An 18,192-nucleotide genomic window follows, 5' to 3' on the forward strand; every position below is an offset into this window, starting at 1 on the left:
ACGTACAGGATGGCGTTGACCACCTCGAAGTTGTCCAGCCGCACGTTGCCCCGCTGGCGTGGCAGCAGTGGAGCGATCTGTTCGAATTGCTCGCGAGTCAGTTGCATCGCAACAGTTTCGAGCCAAGTCCACTGCCTTGTCAACTTGCGTTAACAGGCCCTAGTGAAGCGCTACTACAGCACTACTTGACCGCAACGCGATCGCATCGGATTGTCATTTCATCGCTGTCGGACGCCATTCCTGCTCACCCGAGGCGCATTCGATGCCATCCATCGAGCTGTTTGGCATTCCCTTGGCGTAGGAACTGCAGCAAAGCAAAGGGCAGGATAGGTGAAGTGGGCCCACCGCTGCGCGTTGACCCCACTTCACTGTCCCTTGTTCGCGCCCAGGGGCGCTCAACGGGCATCCTGCTCTGCGAGGCTCTCGGCTGCCGCCGGGAAGAAGTCGAACTCGATTGAGCCGAGCCACGTCATCCGCCTGCCCTGGTGCTGCATCGAGGCGATCAGGTGCCGCAGGTGAATCGGCTTGGGCTCAACAGGAGGCTCCGGCCTCGGGCTTGCTGAGTCGCCCGCCCCAGCAGTCGACGGTTTCCTTGATGAGCCGGGCCACGATGCGGCAGGCCTGGGTGATCTGGCCTTGCCTGGGCATGGCCAGGGTCACGTAGCGCTTGAGGTCCGGCTGGATCAGCTTGGCCGCCTGCAGCCGACCTGCACTGAGCTCCTCGTCCATCGAGAACGGGCCGAGCAGCGCATAGAGGCCGTATCTGTCGGCGATCAGTTCCTTTTGCACCCGCAGCGAGTCGGCCTCGACTGCCGCCTGCAGGCTGAAGCCCTGGCTGCGCGCGGCTTCATCGAGGATGGAGCGCCAGTGCGCCGGCCGGCGCGGCAGCACCAGTGGCAGGTTCTCGAGCTGGCTGAATTCCACCGTGTCGCCATCGGTCAGCGGCATGTCCGGGCCCGAGACCAGGTAGGTGCTGGCGGTCGAGAGCAGGACCTCGTCCTGGCTCCTGGGCTGCTCGTAGCGGAACAGGATCGCCATGTCGACGCTGCCGGTATCGAGCAGTGCGTCGAGTTCGCCGCCCTGGCCCTCGCGGATATTGAGCCGGATGCGGGGGAATTCCTGGCGCAGCTGCTTGAACACCTGGGTCATCAGCGGATGCCCGGCCGAAGGCAGGATGCCCAGCCTGACTTCTCCCATCGGGACCTTGGCGGTCTGCGTGATGTCAGCGAACAGGGCATCCGTGTCCTTGATCCAGGCGCGCACCCGGCGTTCGACATCGGCGCCGTATTCGGTCAGCACCACGCCACGGCCCGTGCGCCGGAACAGCGCGCTGCCGCAGGCCTGTTCGAGCTCGGCGATCTGGCGGCTGATGTGCGACTGCACCGTGTGCCGCTGCGCCGCCACCTTGGTGAAGCTGCCCATCTCGGCCACTTCCAGGAAAAGACGGAAGTCACTGATGTTCATGGCCTGGCTCCTGAAATGTCTTTTTTGGCATGTCTGAGATGCCTGTCTGCATTCTATCTGGATGGGTTTACCTTCCCTAGACTGCCTTCCATCTGTGCAGCTCCAGTGTTTGGCACAGGATTCGAGAGGAAGCAAGATGGGTTTTCTGAGTTTTGAATGGGATGGGCGCCAGACCTACGGCGTCCGGCAGGACGAGGGGTCTTACCTGGAGGCGCCAGCCGCCTTCCGCGAACAGTTCCCAGACCTGAAGTCGGTCATCGCGGCAGGCCAGCTCGCCGGGCTCAAGGCCGCCGCACTCGCGCAGGGTGCGGTGGTGCCGGCAGGTCAGGCTCGCCTGCTGCCCGTGATCCCCAACCCGGGCAAGATCTTCTGCGTCGGCCTCAACTACAAGAGCCATGTCGCCGAGATGAAGCGTCCCGACGCCGACCATCCGGCCATCTTCGTGCGCTTCGCCGACAGCCTGGCCGCTGCCGATGCTGCACTGCAGCGGCCGGCCTTTTCCGATCGCTTCGATTACGAGGGCGAGCTCGCCATCGTGATCGGCAAGGGCGGACGCCACATCAGCCAGGCCGATGCCTTCGACCATGTCGCGGGCTACGCCTGCTTCAACGACGGCACGGTGCGCGACTGGCAGCGGCATACCCACCAGTGGACGCCGGGCAAGAACTTCCCCGTCACCGGGGCCTTCGGTCCCTGCCTGGTGCCGGCCGATGAAGTGGGCGACGTCAACGCGCTCACGCTGCAGACGCGGCTCAACGGCCAGATCGTCCAGCAGGCCTCGCTGGACGACCTGATCTTCACCATTCCGGTGATCGTCGAGTATCTCTCGCGCTTCACGCCGCTGGCTGCCGGCGACGTGATCGCCACCGGCACGCCCGGTGGCGTGGGTGACAAGCGCAATCCGCCGCTCTACATGCAGGACGGCGACCTGGTCGAGGTCGAGATCACCGGCCTCGGCATCCTCCGCAACACCGTGGCGCAAGCCGCCTGAAGCATGGCCTCCAGCCCTACACCTACCACCATGGAACACAAACCCCAACTGCGAATTGCCGTCGACATCGGCGGCACCTTCACCGACATGGCGGCCTTCGACGAGGCCAGTGGCAAGCTGCTGTTCGGCAAGGCGCTGTCCACGCACGGCGAGCTCGTCAAGGGCATCCAGGCCACGATCGACAGTGCCGGCATAGACTGGCGCGACGGCCACCTGTTCCTGCATGGGTCGACCATCGCGATCAACACCCTGCTCGAGCGCAACGGCGCCAAGACCGCCCTGCTGATCACCGAGGGTTTCCGCGACATCTACGAGATCGGCCGCGTCAACCGCCCCGATGCCTACAACCTGTTCTTCAACAAGCACGAGCCGCTGGTCAGGCGCTCGCTGCGCTTCGAGGTGGCTGAACGGCTGCGTGCCGATGGCAGCCTGCACAAGCCGCTGGACGAGGAGGCCGTGCGCGAGCTGGCGCGCGAGCTCAAGGTCGAGGGCGTCGAGGCGGTAGCGGTGCTGCTGCTGCATTCCTACCGCAATCCGGCCCACGAGCAGCGCGTCAAGCAGATCATCCAGCAGGAGATCCCGAACGCCTTCGTCTGCGCCTCGCACGAGCTGTCGCAGGAATACCGCGAGTTCGAGCGCGTCTCCACCGCGGTGGCCAATGCCTATGTCGGCCCGCGGGTGTCCGAATACCTGGGGCAGCTCGAGGAGCATCTCGGCAGCAAGGGCTTCGACGGCGACTTCTACATCGTGCAGTCGACCGGCGGCCTGTTCCCGGTCGAGCATGCCAAGGTCGGCTGCGTGCGCATGCTCGAGTCCGGCCCCGCCGCTGGCGTGATCGGCGCGCAGGCGATCTGTGCCCAGCTCGGCATGGGCGACGCGATCGCCTTCGACATGGGCGGCACGACGGCCAAGGCCGGCGTCATCAGCGAGGGCCGGCCGCTGACCACCGGCTCGGCGCTGATCGGCGGCTACGAGCGTGCGCTGCCGATCCAGATCCCGATGATGGACATCCATGAGGTCGGTACCGGCGGCGGCTCGATCGCCCGCGTCGAGACCGGCAACGCCTTGCGCGTCGGCCCCCAGAGCGCCGGCTCGATCCCGGGGCCGGTCGCCTACGGCCGCGGCGGCACCGAGCCGACCGTGACCGACGCCAACCTGCTGCTGGGGCGCCTGGATGCCGAGCATTTCCTCGGCGGCGAGCTCAAGCTTGATCTGGCGGGCTGCCAGCGCCAGATGCGCGAGCGCGTCGCTACGCCGCTCGGGCTCGACCCGACCGAAGCTGCCGATGGCATCCTGCGCATCGCGGTGACGCAGATGTCGCATGCGGTCAAGGCCGTGACGACCGAGCGCGGCCTCGATGCCGGCAGCTTCACGATGGTGGTCTACGGCGGTGCCGGCCCGCTCCATGCCTCGGCGATCGCGCGCGAGATCGGCATCCGCAAGGTGCTGATCCCCTATGCGCCGGGCTATTTCTCGGCCTACGGCATGCTGTTCTCCGACCTGCGCTACGACTATGTGCGCTCGGTGTTCCGCAAGCTCGGCGATGTCTCGTTCGAGGAGATCGAGGCTGCCTACCAGTCGATGGAAGACGAGGGGCGCGCCGCGCTCGCGCAGTCTGGCATAGCGCCCGACGGGGTCGTGATCGAGCGCGCGGCCGACATGCGCTATGTCGGCCAGGAGCACGCCGTCACCGTCGACCTGCCGCTGGCCTTCTTCGAGTCCAGGGACCGTTCCGCGATCAAGCAGCAGTTCGACGAACTGCACAAGGTCCGCTACGGCACCTCGGCGCCCAAGGAGCCGGCCGACCTGGTGAGCCTGCGCGTCACCGTGCTGGGCACGATGAAGAAGCCGCCGCGCCACAGCGTCGAGTCGGGCCGCGCCACGCCCGAGCCGGACGCGCTGCGTGCCGTCAAGCCGGTCTACTTCCGCAACGGCGGCTGGGCCGAGACGCCGGTCTACCTCCGCGACCAGCTGCGCTCGGGCAACCGGATCGTCGGCCCGGCGCTGATCGAGGAGCATGCCTCCACCACGGTCATGCAGCCCGGCGACGAGCTGTGCGTTGATGAACTTGGCAACCTGCAAATTTCCATTGGGAGCGACCGCTGATGAATCCCGTCATCCACCCGGCCAGCAGCGCTGGCAACACCGTCGATCCGGTCACGGTCGAGATCATCCGCAACGGCCTCTATGCCGTGACGGAGGAGATGAAGACCAACCTGACCCGCACCGCCTACAACCTGATCATCTACGAGGCGCTGGACTTCACGGTCGGCCTGTTCACCAAGGAGGGCGACACGGTGTCGATCGGTCTGGGACTGCCGATGTTCATCCGCGGCATGTCCGAGACGGTCAAGGCCAAGATCCGCCATTTCGGCTACGAGAACATCCGGCCCGGCGACATCCTGGTCACCAACGATGCCTACACCACCGGCAGCCACCTGAACCACTTCACCTTCACCATGCCGGTGTTCCACGAGGGCAGGCTCGAGGGCTTCACCTGCTGCATGGCGCACTGGCTGGACGTGGGCGGCACGCTGGGCAACGTCACCACCGACATCTTCAGCGAAGGGATCCAGATCCCGATCATGAAGTACCAGCGCGAGGGCGTCGTCAACCAGGACCTGATCGACATCATCGCGATGAACGTGCGCCTGGCCGAGCGCGCGCTGGGCGACCTGCGCGCGCAGATCACGGCGATCACGACCGGCGAGCGCCGCTACGTCGAGCTGCTGCAGCGCTATGGCGCCGACGCCGTCAATGGCGCCATCCGCCAGATCATGGATTCGTCGGAAGCGGTGGCACGCCAGAACACGCTGTCGATCCCGGATGGCATCTACGAGGCCGAGTCCTTCATGGACGACGACGGGCTCGAGATCGGCAAGCGCATCCCGATCAAGGTCAAGGTCATCGTCCAGGGCGACGAGATGACCGTTGACCTGTCCGATGTCAGCAAGCAGGTGCGCGGCTTCTACAACTCGGGCTTCACCACCGGCATCGCCTGCGCCCAGGTGGCCTACAAGTGCCTGACCACGCCGACCGACTACCCGGTCAACGACGGGTCTTTCAGGCCGCTGAAGGTCATCATGCCGATGGGCACGGTGATCAGCGCCGAGCGCCCCTACCCGATGCGGGTCTGGATGACCTTCCCGATGACGGTGATCGACACCATCTTCAAGGCGCTGGCACCGGCCATTCCGGATCGCTCGATCGCCGGCCACCATGCCGACCTGGTGTTTCCCAACATCCACGGCATCTCGCCCGAGGACGGCCGGCTGTTCATCGTCGGCATCGGGCCGCTGGGCGGCGGCTGGGGCGCCAAGAGCCGCGAGGACGGTGTGTCGGTCACCGTCTGCATCAACGACGGCGACACCCACAACAGCCCGACCGAGCAGCTCGAGGCCAAGTACCCGGTGCTGGTCGAGAAGTACGAGATCCGCCGGGACAGCGGTGGCGCCGGCCAGTACCGCGGCGGCCTGGGCGCCGAGATGGTGGTGCAGGCGCTTGCGCCCTTCACCGTGACGACGCGCATCGACCGCGTGCACTGCAAGCCCTGGGGCCTGGAGGGCGGTGGCGACGCGATGGGCAACGGCCTGGCCGTGCGGCACAAGGGCGAGTGGAAGACCGACCACCCGAACGCCAAGATCTTCAACGTGCGCCTGGAGCGCGGCGATGCCTACAAGATGCTCTCGGGCGGCGGTGGCGGCTTCGGCAATCCGCTCGAGCGCGAGCTCGACAAGGTGGCCGAGGACGTGCGCGAAGGCTACGTGAGTGCCGAGGTGGCTCGCGAGGTCTACCAGGTCGTCGTCGACGAGCGCGGCCAGCTCGACCATGCCGCCACCGAGGCGCTGCGCACGGCGAAGCGCGACGGCGTGGCCGACGAGCTGGCCTGGGACGGCCAGTAAGCCAGGCAGCGGCGGCAGGGCGCGTCAGCCGCGCCGTCAGCCCGCCGCCTGCTGGCAAGGCCAGCCGGCCGCTTCAACCCATGACATGGAATCGAGATGTTAGCCGTGACCACCATGCAAGAACAGGCCGCACGCCTGATGGATCTCTGGAGTCGCCTGTCGGCCCAGCATATCGCCCTGGGCTGCTCCTGCAATATGGGAGGCATCAGCGTCACGCTGGAGGACTTCGAGCGTGACATTGCCGACTACCTGTGGGCCGAGAGCGAGCGCCTGGGCCGTCCGGACGTGGTCGACTTCCTGCTGCAGCCCGGTCCGATCGAGAGCCAGGACCGCGCGATTCGCCTGATCCTGGCGCGGATCGAAGAGGGCGAGGCAATCCCCGAGGTGGCCGACTGGCTGCTGCCGCGCATGAAGAAGACCCTGGAGTCCTTCGCCAGCCTGCACGGCCCCACCGGCGGGCTGACCTGAAAGGAGGTCGCGATGAGTCCGATATTTCCCGCCCTGGTGCCCCATGCGGCCGATGCCGGGCCACAGGTGCCCGTGACCGTGCTGACGGGCTTTCTCGGCAGCGGCAAGACCACCTTGCTCAACCGGCTGCTGCGCCTGCCCGACCTGGAGGGCGTCGCGGTGGTCATCAACGAGTTCGGCGCCGTCGGCCTCGACCATGACCTGGTCGACCATGCGCAGGAGGACATGGTGTTGCTCGCCAACGGCTGCATCTGCTGCACCATCCGCGGCGACCTGGTCGGCGCCTTCGAGCGGCTGGCCGACAGTCCGGCCGCCAGGCAGGGGCGGCTGCGCCATGTCGTGCTCGAGACCACCGGCCTGGCCGATCCGGCGCCTATCCTGCACACGCTGATGGGCGACCTGCGCGTCTCCAGGCGCTGGCGCCTGGCGGGCGTGGCCTGCACGGTCGATGCCGTCAACGGCATGGGCACCCTGGACCGGCAGCGCGAGTCCGTCAAGCAGGTCGCTGTCGCCGACGAGCTGCTGGTGACCAAGACGGACCTCGCCGATGGCGCTGCCCTCGACGGTCTGCTGGCGCGCCTGCGGACCATCAACCCGACCGCCAGCATCAGTCGTGCCGATCAGGATGCGCTGGAGTCGCTGCGCGGACTGCTGGACCGATCACCCTGTGCAGTCCGCGAGATCGTCGACCCGGACTATCAGCCCTTGTCGTTCCGCCCGGTCCCGGCGCCGCACCATCATGCTGTTCACGACGATGGCGTGCGGACCCATTCGATCGTGCGCGATCAGCCTCTGCCCCGGGAGGGCTTCCTTGCCTGGCTCGACCTGGTCGCTTCCATGCGCGGCGACGACCTGCTGCGCGTCAAGGGCCTGGTCAACCTGGAGGACTCCCCCGAGGGGCCCACGGTCATCCATGGCGTCCAGCATGTCTTCCATCCCCCCGAGCTGCTGGATCATTGGCCAAGCGATGACCGGCGCACCCGGATCGTCTTCATCACGCGCGACATCGATGTCGCCAGCCTGGAGGAAACGCTCAACGTGCTGACCAGGCGGCGCAGAAGACGCCCCGAGCAGCCCGTGACGGTCCCGCTGCCGCGGGATACCTGAGGAAGGATTACCCCGACCTTGCAGGCCCAGGCATGTGGCGGGGCCGGACGCCTATTCGTATTTTTCGAGGAGACAAGCATGAAATCAATCACCAGAATCCTGGTCCCGATGTGCCTGCTGCTGGGCACAGCCAGCAGCATGGCGCAGGGCAAGTATCCGGACGGGCCGATCAAGCTGATCGTGCCCTTTGCCGCTGGCGGCGGGGTGGACAATGCGGCCCGGCTCATCGCCAAGCAGATGCAGTCCAGCCTGAATGTCCCGATCATCATCGAGAACCGACCGGGCGCCAATGGCTCGATCGGCGGCAAGGCGGTGCAGACGGCAGCCGCCGATGGACAGACCCTGCTGTTCTCTGCCTCGACCCAGGTGCTGGCCCGACAGGTCATGGCCAGTCCGCCCTACGATCCGCTGACGGACTTTTCCTTCGTGGCCCGGGTGGGGCAGGCGCCCTTGCTGATGGTGATCTCGCCCGGCTTGCCGCAAGGCAAGCTCAAGGACGTGATGGACGCGGCAAAGCAGAATCCCGACAAATGGTCGGCCGGCCTGCCGGCGCTGGGGGCGGCCAGCCATCTGGCCACCTTGATGCTGGCCAAGCAGGGCAATCTGAAGCTGACCACGGTGACCTACCGCGGCACGGCGCCGGCCCTGACCGACGTGGCGGGTGGCCATACCCAGATCCTGATCGACTCCATCGTGTCGCTGCAGTCGATGGCCAAGACGGGGCGCGTCAAGCCCATCATCGTGACCTCCGCTGCCCGCAGCTCGGTGATGCCCCAGATACCGACGGCGGTCGAGAGTGGCTATCCGAAGTTCGTCGCCGAGTCCTGGTACGGGATCTGGGCCCCCAAGGGATTGGCCGACGACAGGGTGCAGCAGCTGAACCGGGCCGCCAACGACGCCGTCAAGGAGCTGGCCAAGTCGGGCGCCCTCGAGAAACTGGGCCTGGAGCCGGTCGTCGAGTCGAGCGCCGACTTCAGGAAATATGCGACCCAGTACCTGGCTGACAATGCCGAATTGCTGAAGGAGTCGGGCTTCAAGCCCGAGTGACCGGCTGGCGTGGCCGAGGGCCTGGGCCCGGCCCAGGCCCAGGCCCAGGCCCTTGCTGCTTCCTGTCGGCTGTCGGCATGGCCTGCGGCGGGAGCCGTCATGCCATTTCCGATCAGGCTGGGTAAACTCAGGCAGCTTCCTGCCCGACCGACTCGAGAGCCATATGGGATTCATCGACACCACGCGTGCCTGGGCGCGCCGCATCAAGCGAGATGCCATGACCTTGTGGTTTGCACGCGCGCACCCGCAGACGCCCTGGTATGCCAAGGTGATGGGCGGACTGGTGCTCGCCTACGCGCTCAGCCCGATCGACCTCATTCCCGACTTCATTCCGGTGCTTGGCTACCTCGACGACGTCATCCTGCTGCCGGTCCTGATTTGGCTGACGGTGCGGCTGCTGCCGCCCCAGGTCCTGGCCGAATCCCGTCACCAGGCCGAGCAGTGGATGGCCGAGCAGGGCGCCAAGCCGCGCAGCCGGGCCGGCGCCGTGGCGATCGTGCTGGTCTGGCTGGTCGTCGCGCTGATGCTGTCGCTGTGGGTCGCCACGGCGCTGGGCTGAGCAGCGGGCGTTCCAGTTGCAGCCTGGCCTGGGCTGTTGCCGGGGGGCCTGTCCCGGCTGGGACAGGGGGGCGGGTCAGCGAGGCACGAGGAAGCTGCTTTTTTCCCTCACCTGGGGACCTGCCTGCTCGCCCTCGAGCTGCTCGATCACGAACTGTATCGGGACGGTCTGGCCGGCCAGCGCCGCGGCCTGCTGGCCGGCCAGGCGCGCCGTTACCGTGACGGTCTGCTCGGCCACCGGTCCCAGCTCGATGCCGGGCGGGGTGGCCAGCGTCAGGCCTTGCGGACCGACGACGTCGATCCGGTAGCGCTGCACGCTTTCCTGGCTGTTCATGATCTGCAGGCGATAGACGTTCTCGACCGCGCCTTGCTCGACCAGCCGTGCCAGCACGCCCCGGTCGCGCATCACATCGACGCGGAAGGGGCTGCGCTGGGCCAGGCCGGTCACGAAGGCCGCGCCGATGGTCAGCAGCAAGGCGCCATAGACCAGCACCCGCGGCCGCAGCGCCCGCTGCAGCACCCGGTCCCGGCCCCAGCCTTGTTCCAGTCCGGTCTGCGAGGAGTAGCGGATCAAGCCGCGCGGACGTTCGATCTTGTCCATCACCGCGTCGCAGGCGTCGATGCAGGCGGCGCAGCCGATGCAGTCGCTCTGCAGGCCGTCCCGGATGTCGATGCCGGTCGGGCAGACCTGGACGCACAGCGTGCAGTTGATGCAGTCGCCGAGGCCGGCTGCCTGGGCATCGGTACCGCGCGGGCGCGAGCCGCGGGGTTCGCCGCGGGCGCTGTCGTAGCCGATGATCAAGGTGTCACGGTCGAACATCACGCTCTGGAAGCGGCCGTAGGGGCACATGTGCTTGCAGATCTGCTCGCGCAGGTAGCCGGCATTGCCGTAGGTGGCCAGGCCGTAGAAGCCGATCCAGAAGGTCTCCCAGGGCCCGGTGTCCAGCTGGGTCACGAGTCCGCCCAGGGTCTGGATCGGCGTGAAGTAGCCGACGAAGGTGAAGCCGGTCCAGAGGCCGATCGCGATCCAGGTCGCCTGCTTGCCAGTCTTGCGCGCCAGCTTGGCCGCCGTCCACGGCGCGGCATCGAGCCGGATGCGGGCGCTGCGGTCGCCCTCGAACAGCCGCTCGACCCAGAGGTAGATCGCGGTATAGACCGTCTGCGGACAGGAGAAGCCGCACCAGACCCGCCCGGCCACCGCCGTCACGAAGAACAGCCCGAGTGCGCAGATCACCAGCAGCAGCGCCAGGTAGATGAAGTCCTGCGGATAGAGCACCAGGTCGAACAGGTAGAAGCGGCGCGCGTCGAGGTCGAACAGCACGGCCTGGCGATCGTTCCAGTTCAGCCAGGGCAGGCCGTAGAACAGCAGCTGGGTCAGCCAGACCAGGGCCCAGCGCCATCGGCTGAAGCGTCCGTGGCTGGCTCGGACATGGATCTTGATGGGGGCGGTCTGTGGGGGCAAAAGCTGGGACATGGGGCAATCGACTCGGAAAAGCCTCACTGTGCCGCGCTTGCATCTGATCGGTAAGATTCAGTTTTCTGAAAAATTACCATATCAGTTCAAGCATGAAGCTGTACCAGCGCTACGCCGAAGAGATTGCCGACCTGATCCGAACCCAGGTGCTGCGTCCGGGCGATCGCCTGCCCTCGGTGCGCCAGGCGCGGCGCAGCCGCCAGATCAGCGCCTCGACGGTGTTCGAGGCCTATTACCTGCTGGAGGCGCGCGGACTGGTCCAGGCGCGCCCCCGCTCGGGCTACTACGTCAACGCGATCCAGCCGAGCAGCGAGCCGGGCACCGCGCTGCCCGCCGCGCAGTCGGCCGTGGTCGAGATCAGCGACCTGGTGTTCGAGGTGCTGGGCTCGACGCGCAACCCCGATCTGGCGCCGCTTGGTTCGGCCTTTCCGTCGCCGCTGCTGTTTCCGCTCGAGAAGCTCGCGCGCGGCCTGACCCCGGCGATGCGGCGCCTGGCGCCGGAGCGCCTGACCGAATACCTGACCATCGGCGACGAGCAGCTGCGGCGCCAGATCACCCGGCGCTACGGGGTCGAGGGCCTGGGCATCGACGCGCAGGAGCTGGTGATCACCAACGGTGCCATGGAGGCACTCAACCTGTGCCTGCAGGCGGTCACGGCGCCTGGTGACGTGGTCGCGGTCGAGTCGCCCACCTTCTACGCGGCGCTGCAGGCGCTCGAGCGGCTGAACCTGCGGGCGGTCGAGGTGGCGACCCATCCGCGCCACGGCATCGAGCTCGACTCGCTGGCCGAGGTGCTGCAGCGTCATCCGGTCAAGGCCTGCTGGTTCATGCCCAGCTTCCAGAACCCGCTCGGTAGCCTGATGCCGCAGCAGAACCGGCAGGCCCTGGTCGAGCTGCTGGCCCGGCATCAGGTGCCGCTGATCGAGGACGATGTCTATGGCGAGCTCTACTTCGGCCTGCACCGCCCTTTGCCGGCCAAGGCCTACGACCGGCAGGGCTGGGTCATGCACTGCAGTTCCTTCTCCAAGAGCCTGGCGCCGGGCTATCGCGTGGGTTGGGTGGCGGCCGGCCGCTTCGCGCGCCAGGTGCAGCGCCTCAAGCTGATGAGCACCCTCTCGACCGCCATTCCGCCGCAGTTGGCGCTGGCGGACTTCCTGCACAGCGGTGGCTTCGACCGCCATCTGCGCCAGATGCGGCAGACGCTGGCCGAGCGGCAGGCGCTGGCCTTGCAGCTGATCGCCGATCATTTCCCGCCCGGCACCCGGGTGACGCGGCCCGAGGGGGGTTATTTCCTCTGGGCGGAGCTGCCGCCCGCAGTCGATGCCCTGCGCCTGCAGCAGCTGGCCCTGGAGCAGGGCATCAGCGTGGCGCCCGGCCACCTGTTCTCGGCCGACCAGCGGTTCAGCCATCACCTGCGCCTGAACTACGGCCATCCGGACCTCGATCGCCTGAAGTCGGCCATGCCCGTCATTGGCCGGCTGGCATCCGGGCTCTGCGGCTTCGAGTGAGTTCGGTCGAAGCTGCCGCCTGCAGCGCTGGTTTCCCTATCTCCACCGCGTGGGCAACGACGGCTCCCAGCATCACCAGCAGCAGCTTGGCGCGCGGGGTGATGCGCAGCTCCGGCAATGCCGACGACATAGATCACGACAGCGCGACCGGCACGAAGATCTGCTGCTGCCCCCTCAGGATCAGCAGCGCGACCGTCTTCGGCTTCGCGCCCAGCGCCTGGCGCAGCGTGTCGATCGAGGCGGCAGGCTGGCCATTGACGGCCAGCACGATGTCGCCGCTGGCCACGCCAGCACGGGCCGCCGGCCCCGACACGCTCTCGACCTGCAGGCCTTGCGTGATGCCCAGCGCGCGCAGCTCGGTGCTCCTGAGCGGTCGCAGCGCCAGTCCCAGCTGCAGCCCGGACGTGCCAGCCTTGTCGCCCGCCAGGCTGGCCTCGGCCTGCTCGTCCATGCCGCCGAGCTTGACCTCCAGCGTCTTCCAGCCATGCTCGCGCCAGACCTTGAGCCGGGCCAGCTCGCCGGGGCGTGACATGCCGATCAGCGACGAGAGCTGTCCCGAGCGCAGCACCGGCTCGCCGTTGACCTCGGTGATCACGTCGCCGGCGTGCAACCCATGGCGCGCCGCCGCGCTGCCGGGCAGCACCTGCGACACCAGCGCACCGTCCGGCGCTGGCAGGCCGAACGACTCGGCCAGCGGCTGGCTCAGGTCCTGCACCGAGACGCCCAGCCGGGCATGCGAGGCCTTGCCGCTGGCCACGATCTGCTCCTTGACCTTCAGCGCGACATCGATCGGGATCGAGAAGCTCAGCCCCTGGAAGCCGCCGCTCTCGCTGTAGATCTGGGCATTGATGCCGACCACCTCGCCCTGGCCGTTGAACAGCGGGCCACCCGAGTTGCCGGGGTTGACTGCCGCATCGGTCTGCAGGAAGGGCACGACCACGTCGCCGGGCAGCGAGCGCCCCTTGGCACTGACGATGCCCTGGGTCGCGGTCTGTTCCAGCCCGTAGGGGGCGCCGATCGCCAGTACCCGGTCGCCGACCTCGATCCGGCCCGGGTCGCCGAGGCGAACGGTGGGCAGGTCCTGCGCATCGATGCGCAGCACCGCGATGTCCGTGACGGGATCGGCGCCCAGCACCCGCGCCGGGAATTCGCGCCGATCGGACAGGTGGACCGTGACCTCGCGGGCTTCGCGTACCACATGGGCATTGGTCAGGATCAGGCCGTCGGCGCCGACGATGAAGCCCGAGCCCTGGCCGCGGAAGGGCGTCGCCTGCGCGCCCCGGCCCGGCATGCGAAAGCCGGGCATGCCACGGAAGAACTGCAGGAAGGGATCGAGCTCGGGTGAGTCGGCCGGCTCGTCGGCCGACACCTTGTGCAGGCCGGAGACCGTGACGCCGACCACCGCCGGACCGTAGCGCTTCACGATGGCGCGATAGTCCGGCACCAGGCCCTGCGCATCCAGGGTGGGCACCAGCGGCAGACTGGCTTGCGCTTCGGCCGCTGCCGACGGGGCACTGCGGGCCGTGGCCGCCGGGTCGGTCCCGCCCAGCCAGTGGGGCAGGCTGAAGGCGGCGCTGACGCCTGTGATGCCGATGCTCAGTGCCGCGACACCGGCGGCCAGCAAGGTACGCTGTTTCATGGGGTTCCTCTCATCGTTCGATACGCGGAGCAGTCCGCACGCGATCGATGTTGGGCCAGCGAGCTGATGCCGGCATTAGGCCAGCATGAAGCGAGCGTTAAGGCGCGGCCGACGAGGAGTCGGACGCCGAGTGGGCGGCTGTCGGCCCGCCGAAGCGCACCGTGACGCGCAAGCCGCCCAGCGCCGAGGCATCGAGATCGACCCGGGCCTGATGCCGCTCGGCGACCGCGCGCACGATCGCCAGTCCCAGGCCGCTGCCGGGCACATCCGTGCCGGCGCGCCGGTAGAAGCGGTCGAAGGCACGCTCCCGCTCCTGCGCCGGAATGCCGGGTCCCGAGTCCTCGACCACCAGCGTCGGGGCCATGGTGCCGTCCGGCGCTGCGACACTGCCGAGCTGCACTTGCACCCTGGCTGCGGCCGGGCTGTGCTGGATCGCGTTCTCGACCAGGTTGCGCACCAGCGAGGCCAGGCTCGGGGCATGGCCCAGCATCTCCAGCGGGCCGCTCGAGAGCAGCTCGACATCGGTGCGCTTGACGCGGGCCATGGGAGCCAGGCTGGCGACTTCGCGTCGCACCAGCTCGTCCAGGTCCAGCGCCTGCATCGCCTGCGCCGGTGCGTCCGGCTCGTTGCGCGCCAGCAGCAGCAGCTGCTCGACCAGCCGGCTGGCGCGCTCGATGCCCTGCGCCAAGTCGTCCAGCGCTGCTTCGCGCTGCGGGCCTTGGTGGGCCTGGCGCAGCAGGTGCAGCTGCAGCTTGAGCGCGGTCAGCGGCGAGCGCAGCTCGTGCGCGGCATCGGCCACGAAGGAGCGCTGCGCCTGCCAGGCGGTCGCGAGCCGATCCAGCAAGTCGTTGAGCGCTTGCGCCAGTGGAGCGATCTCGCCTGGCAGCCCCGCGAGCGGGATCGGCTGCAGGCTGGCGGCATCGCGCGCATGGACCTCGGTGGCCATGCGCTGCAAGGGGCGCAGGGTGATGATGGCCAGCCACCAGGCAGCCAGGGCCAGCAGAGGGGCCAGCAGCAGCAGCGGCGTCACGCTGCGCAGCGCCGAGTCGGTCGCCATGCGGCGGCGCACCGCCTCGGGCTGGGCCACCTGTATCACTCGTCCCGGCGTAGCCACGCTGTAGGTGCGCCAGAGCTGTGAGCCGGCACGGATGTCGGCATAGCCGAGCTGGGCCCGGTTGGGCAGCATTTCGTGGGCCTGCGAGGCATAGATCACGCGCCCGTCCCGCGACCAGATCTGGATCACGAAGTCGAGCCGCTCGTCGCTGAGCAACTGTTCGCCAGGCGCAGCCACCTCGCCCTGGTCGCGCAGCGACAGCGCCATCTGGCGCAGCTGGTAGTCGAACAGGGCCTCGGCCTGTTCCAGCGTGTTGCGGTAGGCCAGGCTCCCCATGACGACGGCGGCGCAGGCCAGCAGGAACAGCAGGGCCAGCAGCAGGCGCGCGCGCAGCGAACGGATCACTGCGGCCCCGCTGCCGGCTCGCTGGCCAGGAAATAGCCCACCCCTCTCATGCTCTGGATGAAGTCGCTGCCCAGCTTGCGGCGCAGCTGATGGATGTAGACGCTGATGGCGTTGCTCTCGACCGCCTCGCTCCAGCCGTAGAGCCGGTCCTCGAGCTGGGCGCGCGTCAGCACCGCGCCGGGCCTGGCCATCAGCGCTTCCAGCACCGCGAATTCCCGCGCCGACAGCAGCACCGGGCGGCCGTCGAGCGTGACTTGCCGTGTTGACGGGTCCAGCCGGACCGCGCCGTGGCACAGCACCGGCTGGGCATGGCCGCCATGGCGCCGCGTCACCGCACGGATGCGGGCCGAGAGTTCGGCCACCTCGAAGGGCTTGGTCAGGTAGTCATCGGCGCCGCTGTCGAGGCCCAGTATCCTGGCCTCGGGTGCATCGCGCGCGGTGATCACGATCACCGGCGTCGGGTCGCGACGGTCGCGCAGTTCGCGCAGCAGCGTGATCCCGTCGACCTCGGGCGCGACCAGGCCCGATTCGGCGGATGCCGGCAGGCCGAGGTCGAGCAGGATCAGGTCGAAGCGCTCGCTCGCCAGCGCCGCGCGCGCCGCCCGGATGTCGCGCACCCAGTCGACGGCATGGCCTTCGGATTGCAGCACGGCGCGCAGGCCGCTGCCTATCATCCGGTCGTCTTCCACCAGCAGCAATCTCATGGGGCTTGCATTCCTTGTCCCAGCGCAACCAGACACCAGGGTGTCCAGGGATCGAATTCATCCGGCCGAGTTTAGCGGGCCCGTGGAGCAGGGCGGCACCGAGCCATCAGCCTCCTGTGCGCGAGACCAGATGCTCCAGCCCCGCGACGCCGACCGGGGACTCGGCCAGCCACGGGATCAGCGCGCAGCGGCGCGACAGCTCATCGGCCACGCGGCGGATGAACGGCACCTCGTAGCCGCCGCGCTGGCACAGCACGGGGTGGGTCGTGCCGCTGGCGAGCAGCGACTGGTTGATGACCCAGGCATGGGGCTCGATGCCGGCGCGGGCCAGGTCTCGGCCCAGGCGCTCGGCCTCGTGCACCGGCGTCGCTTCCGGCAGCGTGACGATGAGCACCCGGGTATAGGCGGGGTCGCGCAGCCGCGGCAGCAACTGGCGCACCGCGTCCGGCATGTCGCCCTGGGTCCGCATCACTTCGCGGTGATAGGCCTCGGCCGCGTCGAGCAGCAGGATGGTGTGCCCGGTCGGGGCCGTGTCCAGCACGACGAAGCCGTTCTTTCCCTCGTCCACGGTGCGGGCGAAGGCCCGGAACACCGCGATTTCCTCGGTGCACGGCGAGCGCAGGTCTTCCTCCAGCATGGCGCGGCCACCGGCGTCCAGCTGCGGCCCGGCCTTGGCGAGCACCTCCTCGGTGTACTGGCGCACCTCTTGCGCCGGGTCGATGCGCGTGACTGTCAGGCCCGGGACGGCGCCGTCGATGGTGGCCGCGATATGCGCCGCCGGGTCGGTGGTCGACAGCACGACCCGATGGCCCTGCCGGGCCAGCGCCACGGCAATGGCCGCCGCCACGGTAGTCTTGCCGACACCGCCCTTGCCCATCGTCATCACGACGCCATGCCCGGCAGCCGCGATGTCCTCGACCAGGCCGCTCAGGCCGGGAGGCAAGGCGGTCGCCGGCATCTCATGGCTTGTCGGCGCAGCCAGGGTTTTCGGGTGGGCCATCTCGCGCAGCGCGTCCAGCCCGACCGTGCCGCGTGGCAGGAAGGGGATGCTCGTGCGCGGCAGCAGCGCCAGGCCGGTCGGGACATGGGCCAATGCATCAGCCGCGCGCGTTGCCATCGCGCTCGCGATCGGGTCGCCAGAAGCCGCATCCGAGAACAGGCCGTTGACGACCAGGGTCTGGTTGCGGATTCCCAGCTCGGCCAGCTCGGCGCGCGTGCGCTCGGCTTCGCGCAAGGACGCGCTGTCGGCGCGCGCCACCAAGACGACGGTCGTCGCGTCGGCATCCGCCAGCCGCGCCACGGTCGCGGCATAGAGCGTCTTCTGCTGCTCGAGGCCCGCCAGCGGGCCGAGGCAGGAGGCGCCGCCCGTCGACGAGGAGATGAACTCGTCCCAGGCCGACGGCAGCGTCAGCAGCCGCAGCGTGTGCCCGGTGGGCGCGGTGTCGAAGATCACATGGTCGAAGTCGGCGGTGGCGGACGGGTCGCCCAGCAGCTTGGAGAACTCGTCGAAGGCCGCGATCTCGACCGTGCAGGCGCCCGAGAACTGCTCCTCCATGCTCTGGATGGCCGCCGCCGGCAGCAGGTCGCGATACGGCGCCACCATGCGCTCGCGGTAGGCGTGCGCCGCCGCCTCCGGGTCGATGTTGAGGGCGGACAGGCCGCTGGCTCCGGGTATCGGTGTCGGTACTTGGCCCAGCTCCACGCCCAGCACCTCGTCGAGGTTGGAGGCCGGGTCGGTGCTGACGATGAGCACCGATTTCCCGGCCTCGGCCAGGGACAGGCCGGTGGCGCAGGACAGCGAGGTCTTGCCGACGCCGCCCTTGCCGGTGAAGAACAGGAAGCGGGTCCGGATCGAGGGCAGGGCCATGGCG

The 18,192-nt window shown here is 68.4% G+C and carries 14 protein-coding genes; 8 read left to right on the plus strand and 6 right to left on the minus strand.

Going from position 1 to position 18,192, the window contains the following annotated elements:
• Window positions 1-531: 531 nt before the first annotated feature.
• Complete coding sequence (locus C6P64_RS13115) at window positions 532-1,464, minus strand: LysR family transcriptional regulator (RefSeq protein ID WP_105749014.1); 933 nt, start codon at window positions 1,462-1,464, stop codon at window positions 532-534.
• 136 nt (window positions 1,465-1,600) lie between these two features.
• On the opposite strand from C6P64_RS13115, the gene C6P64_RS13120 reads away from it, so the two are divergent.
• The 7 genes from C6P64_RS13120 (at window position 1,601) to C6P64_RS13150 (ending at window position 9,538) form a co-directional block, all read left to right on the plus strand.
• Entirely contained in the window at window positions 1,601-2,455 is an 855-nt protein-coding gene (locus C6P64_RS13120; RefSeq protein ID WP_105749015.1) for a fumarylacetoacetate hydrolase family protein, read from the plus strand.
• A 30-nt stretch (window positions 2,456-2,485) separates the two neighbouring features.
• A complete protein-coding gene (locus C6P64_RS13125; protein ID WP_105749016.1) occupies window positions 2,486-4,561 on the plus strand; it encodes a hydantoinase/oxoprolinase family protein in 2,076 nt (691 codons plus the stop codon).
• The gene (locus C6P64_RS13130) at window positions 4,561-6,357 is read left to right on the plus strand and encodes a hydantoinase B/oxoprolinase family protein (RefSeq protein WP_105749017.1); all 1,797 of its coding nucleotides are present in this window, start codon (window positions 4,561-4,563) and stop codon (window positions 6,355-6,357) included. Before C6P64_RS13125 ends, C6P64_RS13130 begins: the two co-directional genes overlap by 1 nt.
• Before the next feature lie 96 nt (window positions 6,358-6,453).
• The gene (locus tag C6P64_RS13135) at window positions 6,454-6,825 is read left to right on the plus strand and encodes a hypothetical protein (RefSeq protein ID WP_105749018.1); all 372 of its coding nucleotides are present in this window, start codon (window positions 6,454-6,456) and stop codon (window positions 6,823-6,825) included.
• Window positions 6,826-6,837: 12 nt separating this feature from the next.
• Window positions 6,838-7,932 (plus strand): CobW family GTP-binding protein, encoded by a 1,095-nt coding sequence (locus tag C6P64_RS13140; RefSeq protein ID WP_105749019.1) that lies wholly within the window; start codon window positions 6,838-6,840, stop codon window positions 7,930-7,932.
• A 78-nt stretch (window positions 7,933-8,010) separates the two neighbouring features.
• Window positions 8,011-8,979 carry a Bug family tripartite tricarboxylate transporter substrate binding protein gene (locus C6P64_RS13145; protein WP_105749020.1) on the plus strand — a complete coding sequence of 323 codons (969 nt, stop codon included), beginning with the start codon at window positions 8,011-8,013 and terminating at the stop codon, window positions 8,977-8,979.
• 163 nt (window positions 8,980-9,142) lie between these two features.
• Complete coding sequence (locus tag C6P64_RS13150) at window positions 9,143-9,538, plus strand: YkvA family protein (protein ID WP_105749021.1); 396 nt, start codon at window positions 9,143-9,145, stop codon at window positions 9,536-9,538.
• A gap of 75 nt (window positions 9,539-9,613) precedes the next feature.
• Here C6P64_RS13150 and ccoG read toward each other — a convergent pair whose 3' ends face one another.
• Entirely contained in the window at window positions 9,614-11,011 is a 1,398-nt protein-coding gene (gene ccoG / locus C6P64_RS13155; protein WP_105749022.1) for a cytochrome c oxidase accessory protein CcoG, read from the minus strand.
• 92 nt (window positions 11,012-11,103) lie between these two features.
• On the opposite strand from ccoG, the gene C6P64_RS13160 reads away from it, so the two are divergent.
• Complete coding sequence (locus tag C6P64_RS13160; protein WP_105749023.1) at window positions 11,104-12,519, plus strand: aminotransferase-like domain-containing protein; 1,416 nt, start codon at window positions 11,104-11,106, stop codon at window positions 12,517-12,519.
• Between the two features lie 133 nt (window positions 12,520-12,652).
• On the opposite strand, the gene C6P64_RS13165 is transcribed toward C6P64_RS13160, so the two are convergent.
• From C6P64_RS13165 to arsA, 4 genes are all read right to left on the minus strand, one after another.
• The gene (locus C6P64_RS13165) at window positions 12,653-14,158 is read right to left on the minus strand and encodes a Do family serine endopeptidase (protein ID WP_105749024.1); all 1,506 of its coding nucleotides are present in this window, start codon (window positions 14,156-14,158) and stop codon (window positions 12,653-12,655) included.
• 97 nt (window positions 14,159-14,255) lie between these two features.
• Entirely contained in the window at window positions 14,256-15,617 is a 1,362-nt protein-coding gene (locus tag C6P64_RS13170; protein WP_245911732.1) for an ATP-binding protein, read from the minus strand.
• Window positions 15,614-16,321 carry a response regulator gene (locus C6P64_RS13175; RefSeq protein ID WP_105749025.1) on the minus strand — a complete coding sequence of 236 codons (708 nt, stop codon included), beginning with the start codon at window positions 16,319-16,321 and terminating at the stop codon, window positions 15,614-15,616. Before C6P64_RS13175 ends, C6P64_RS13170 begins: the two co-directional genes overlap by 4 nt.
• Before the next feature lie 106 nt (window positions 16,322-16,427).
• The gene (gene arsA / locus C6P64_RS13180) at window positions 16,428-18,188 is read right to left on the minus strand and encodes an arsenical pump-driving ATPase (RefSeq protein ID WP_105749026.1); all 1,761 of its coding nucleotides are present in this window, start codon (window positions 18,186-18,188) and stop codon (window positions 16,428-16,430) included.
• Between the last annotated feature and the right edge of the window lie 4 nt (window positions 18,189-18,192).

This window comes from Malikia granosa, from assembly GCF_002980595.1.
Classification (GTDB): Bacteria; Pseudomonadota; Gammaproteobacteria; order Burkholderiales; family Burkholderiaceae_C; genus Malikia; species Malikia granosa.

Coding starts and splice junctions, on each gene's coding strand:
- C6P64_RS13115 (WP_105749014.1), bottom strand. CDS start 1,464: ATGAACATCAGTGACTTCCGTCTTTTCCTGGAAGTGGCCGAGATGGGC.
- C6P64_RS13120 (WP_105749015.1), top strand. CDS start 1,601: ATGGGTTTTCTGAGTTTTGAATGGGATGGGCGCCAGACCTACGGCGTC.
- C6P64_RS13125 (WP_105749016.1), top strand. CDS start 2,486: ATGGAACACAAACCCCAACTGCGAATTGCCGTCGACATCGGCGGCACC.
- C6P64_RS13130 (WP_105749017.1), top strand. CDS start 4,561: ATGAATCCCGTCATCCACCCGGCCAGCAGCGCTGGCAACACCGTCGAT.
- C6P64_RS13135 (WP_105749018.1), top strand. CDS start 6,454: ATGTTAGCCGTGACCACCATGCAAGAACAGGCCGCACGCCTGATGGAT.
- C6P64_RS13140 (WP_105749019.1), top strand. CDS start 6,838: ATGAGTCCGATATTTCCCGCCCTGGTGCCCCATGCGGCCGATGCCGGG.
- C6P64_RS13145 (WP_105749020.1), top strand. CDS start 8,011: ATGAAATCAATCACCAGAATCCTGGTCCCGATGTGCCTGCTGCTGGGC.
- C6P64_RS13150 (WP_105749021.1), top strand. CDS start 9,143: ATGGGATTCATCGACACCACGCGTGCCTGGGCGCGCCGCATCAAGCGA.
- ccoG (WP_105749022.1), bottom strand. CDS start 11,011: ATGTCCCAGCTTTTGCCCCCACAGACCGCCCCCATCAAGATCCATGTC.
- C6P64_RS13160 (WP_105749023.1), top strand. CDS start 11,104: ATGAAGCTGTACCAGCGCTACGCCGAAGAGATTGCCGACCTGATCCGA.
- C6P64_RS13165 (WP_105749024.1), bottom strand. CDS start 14,158: ATGAAACAGCGTACCTTGCTGGCCGCCGGTGTCGCGGCACTGAGCATC.
- C6P64_RS13175 (WP_105749025.1), bottom strand. CDS start 16,321: ATGAGATTGCTGCTGGTGGAAGACGACCGGATGATAGGCAGCGGCCTG.
- arsA (WP_105749026.1), bottom strand. CDS start 18,188: ATGGCCCTGCCCTCGATCCGGACCCGCTTCCTGTTCTTCACCGGCAAG.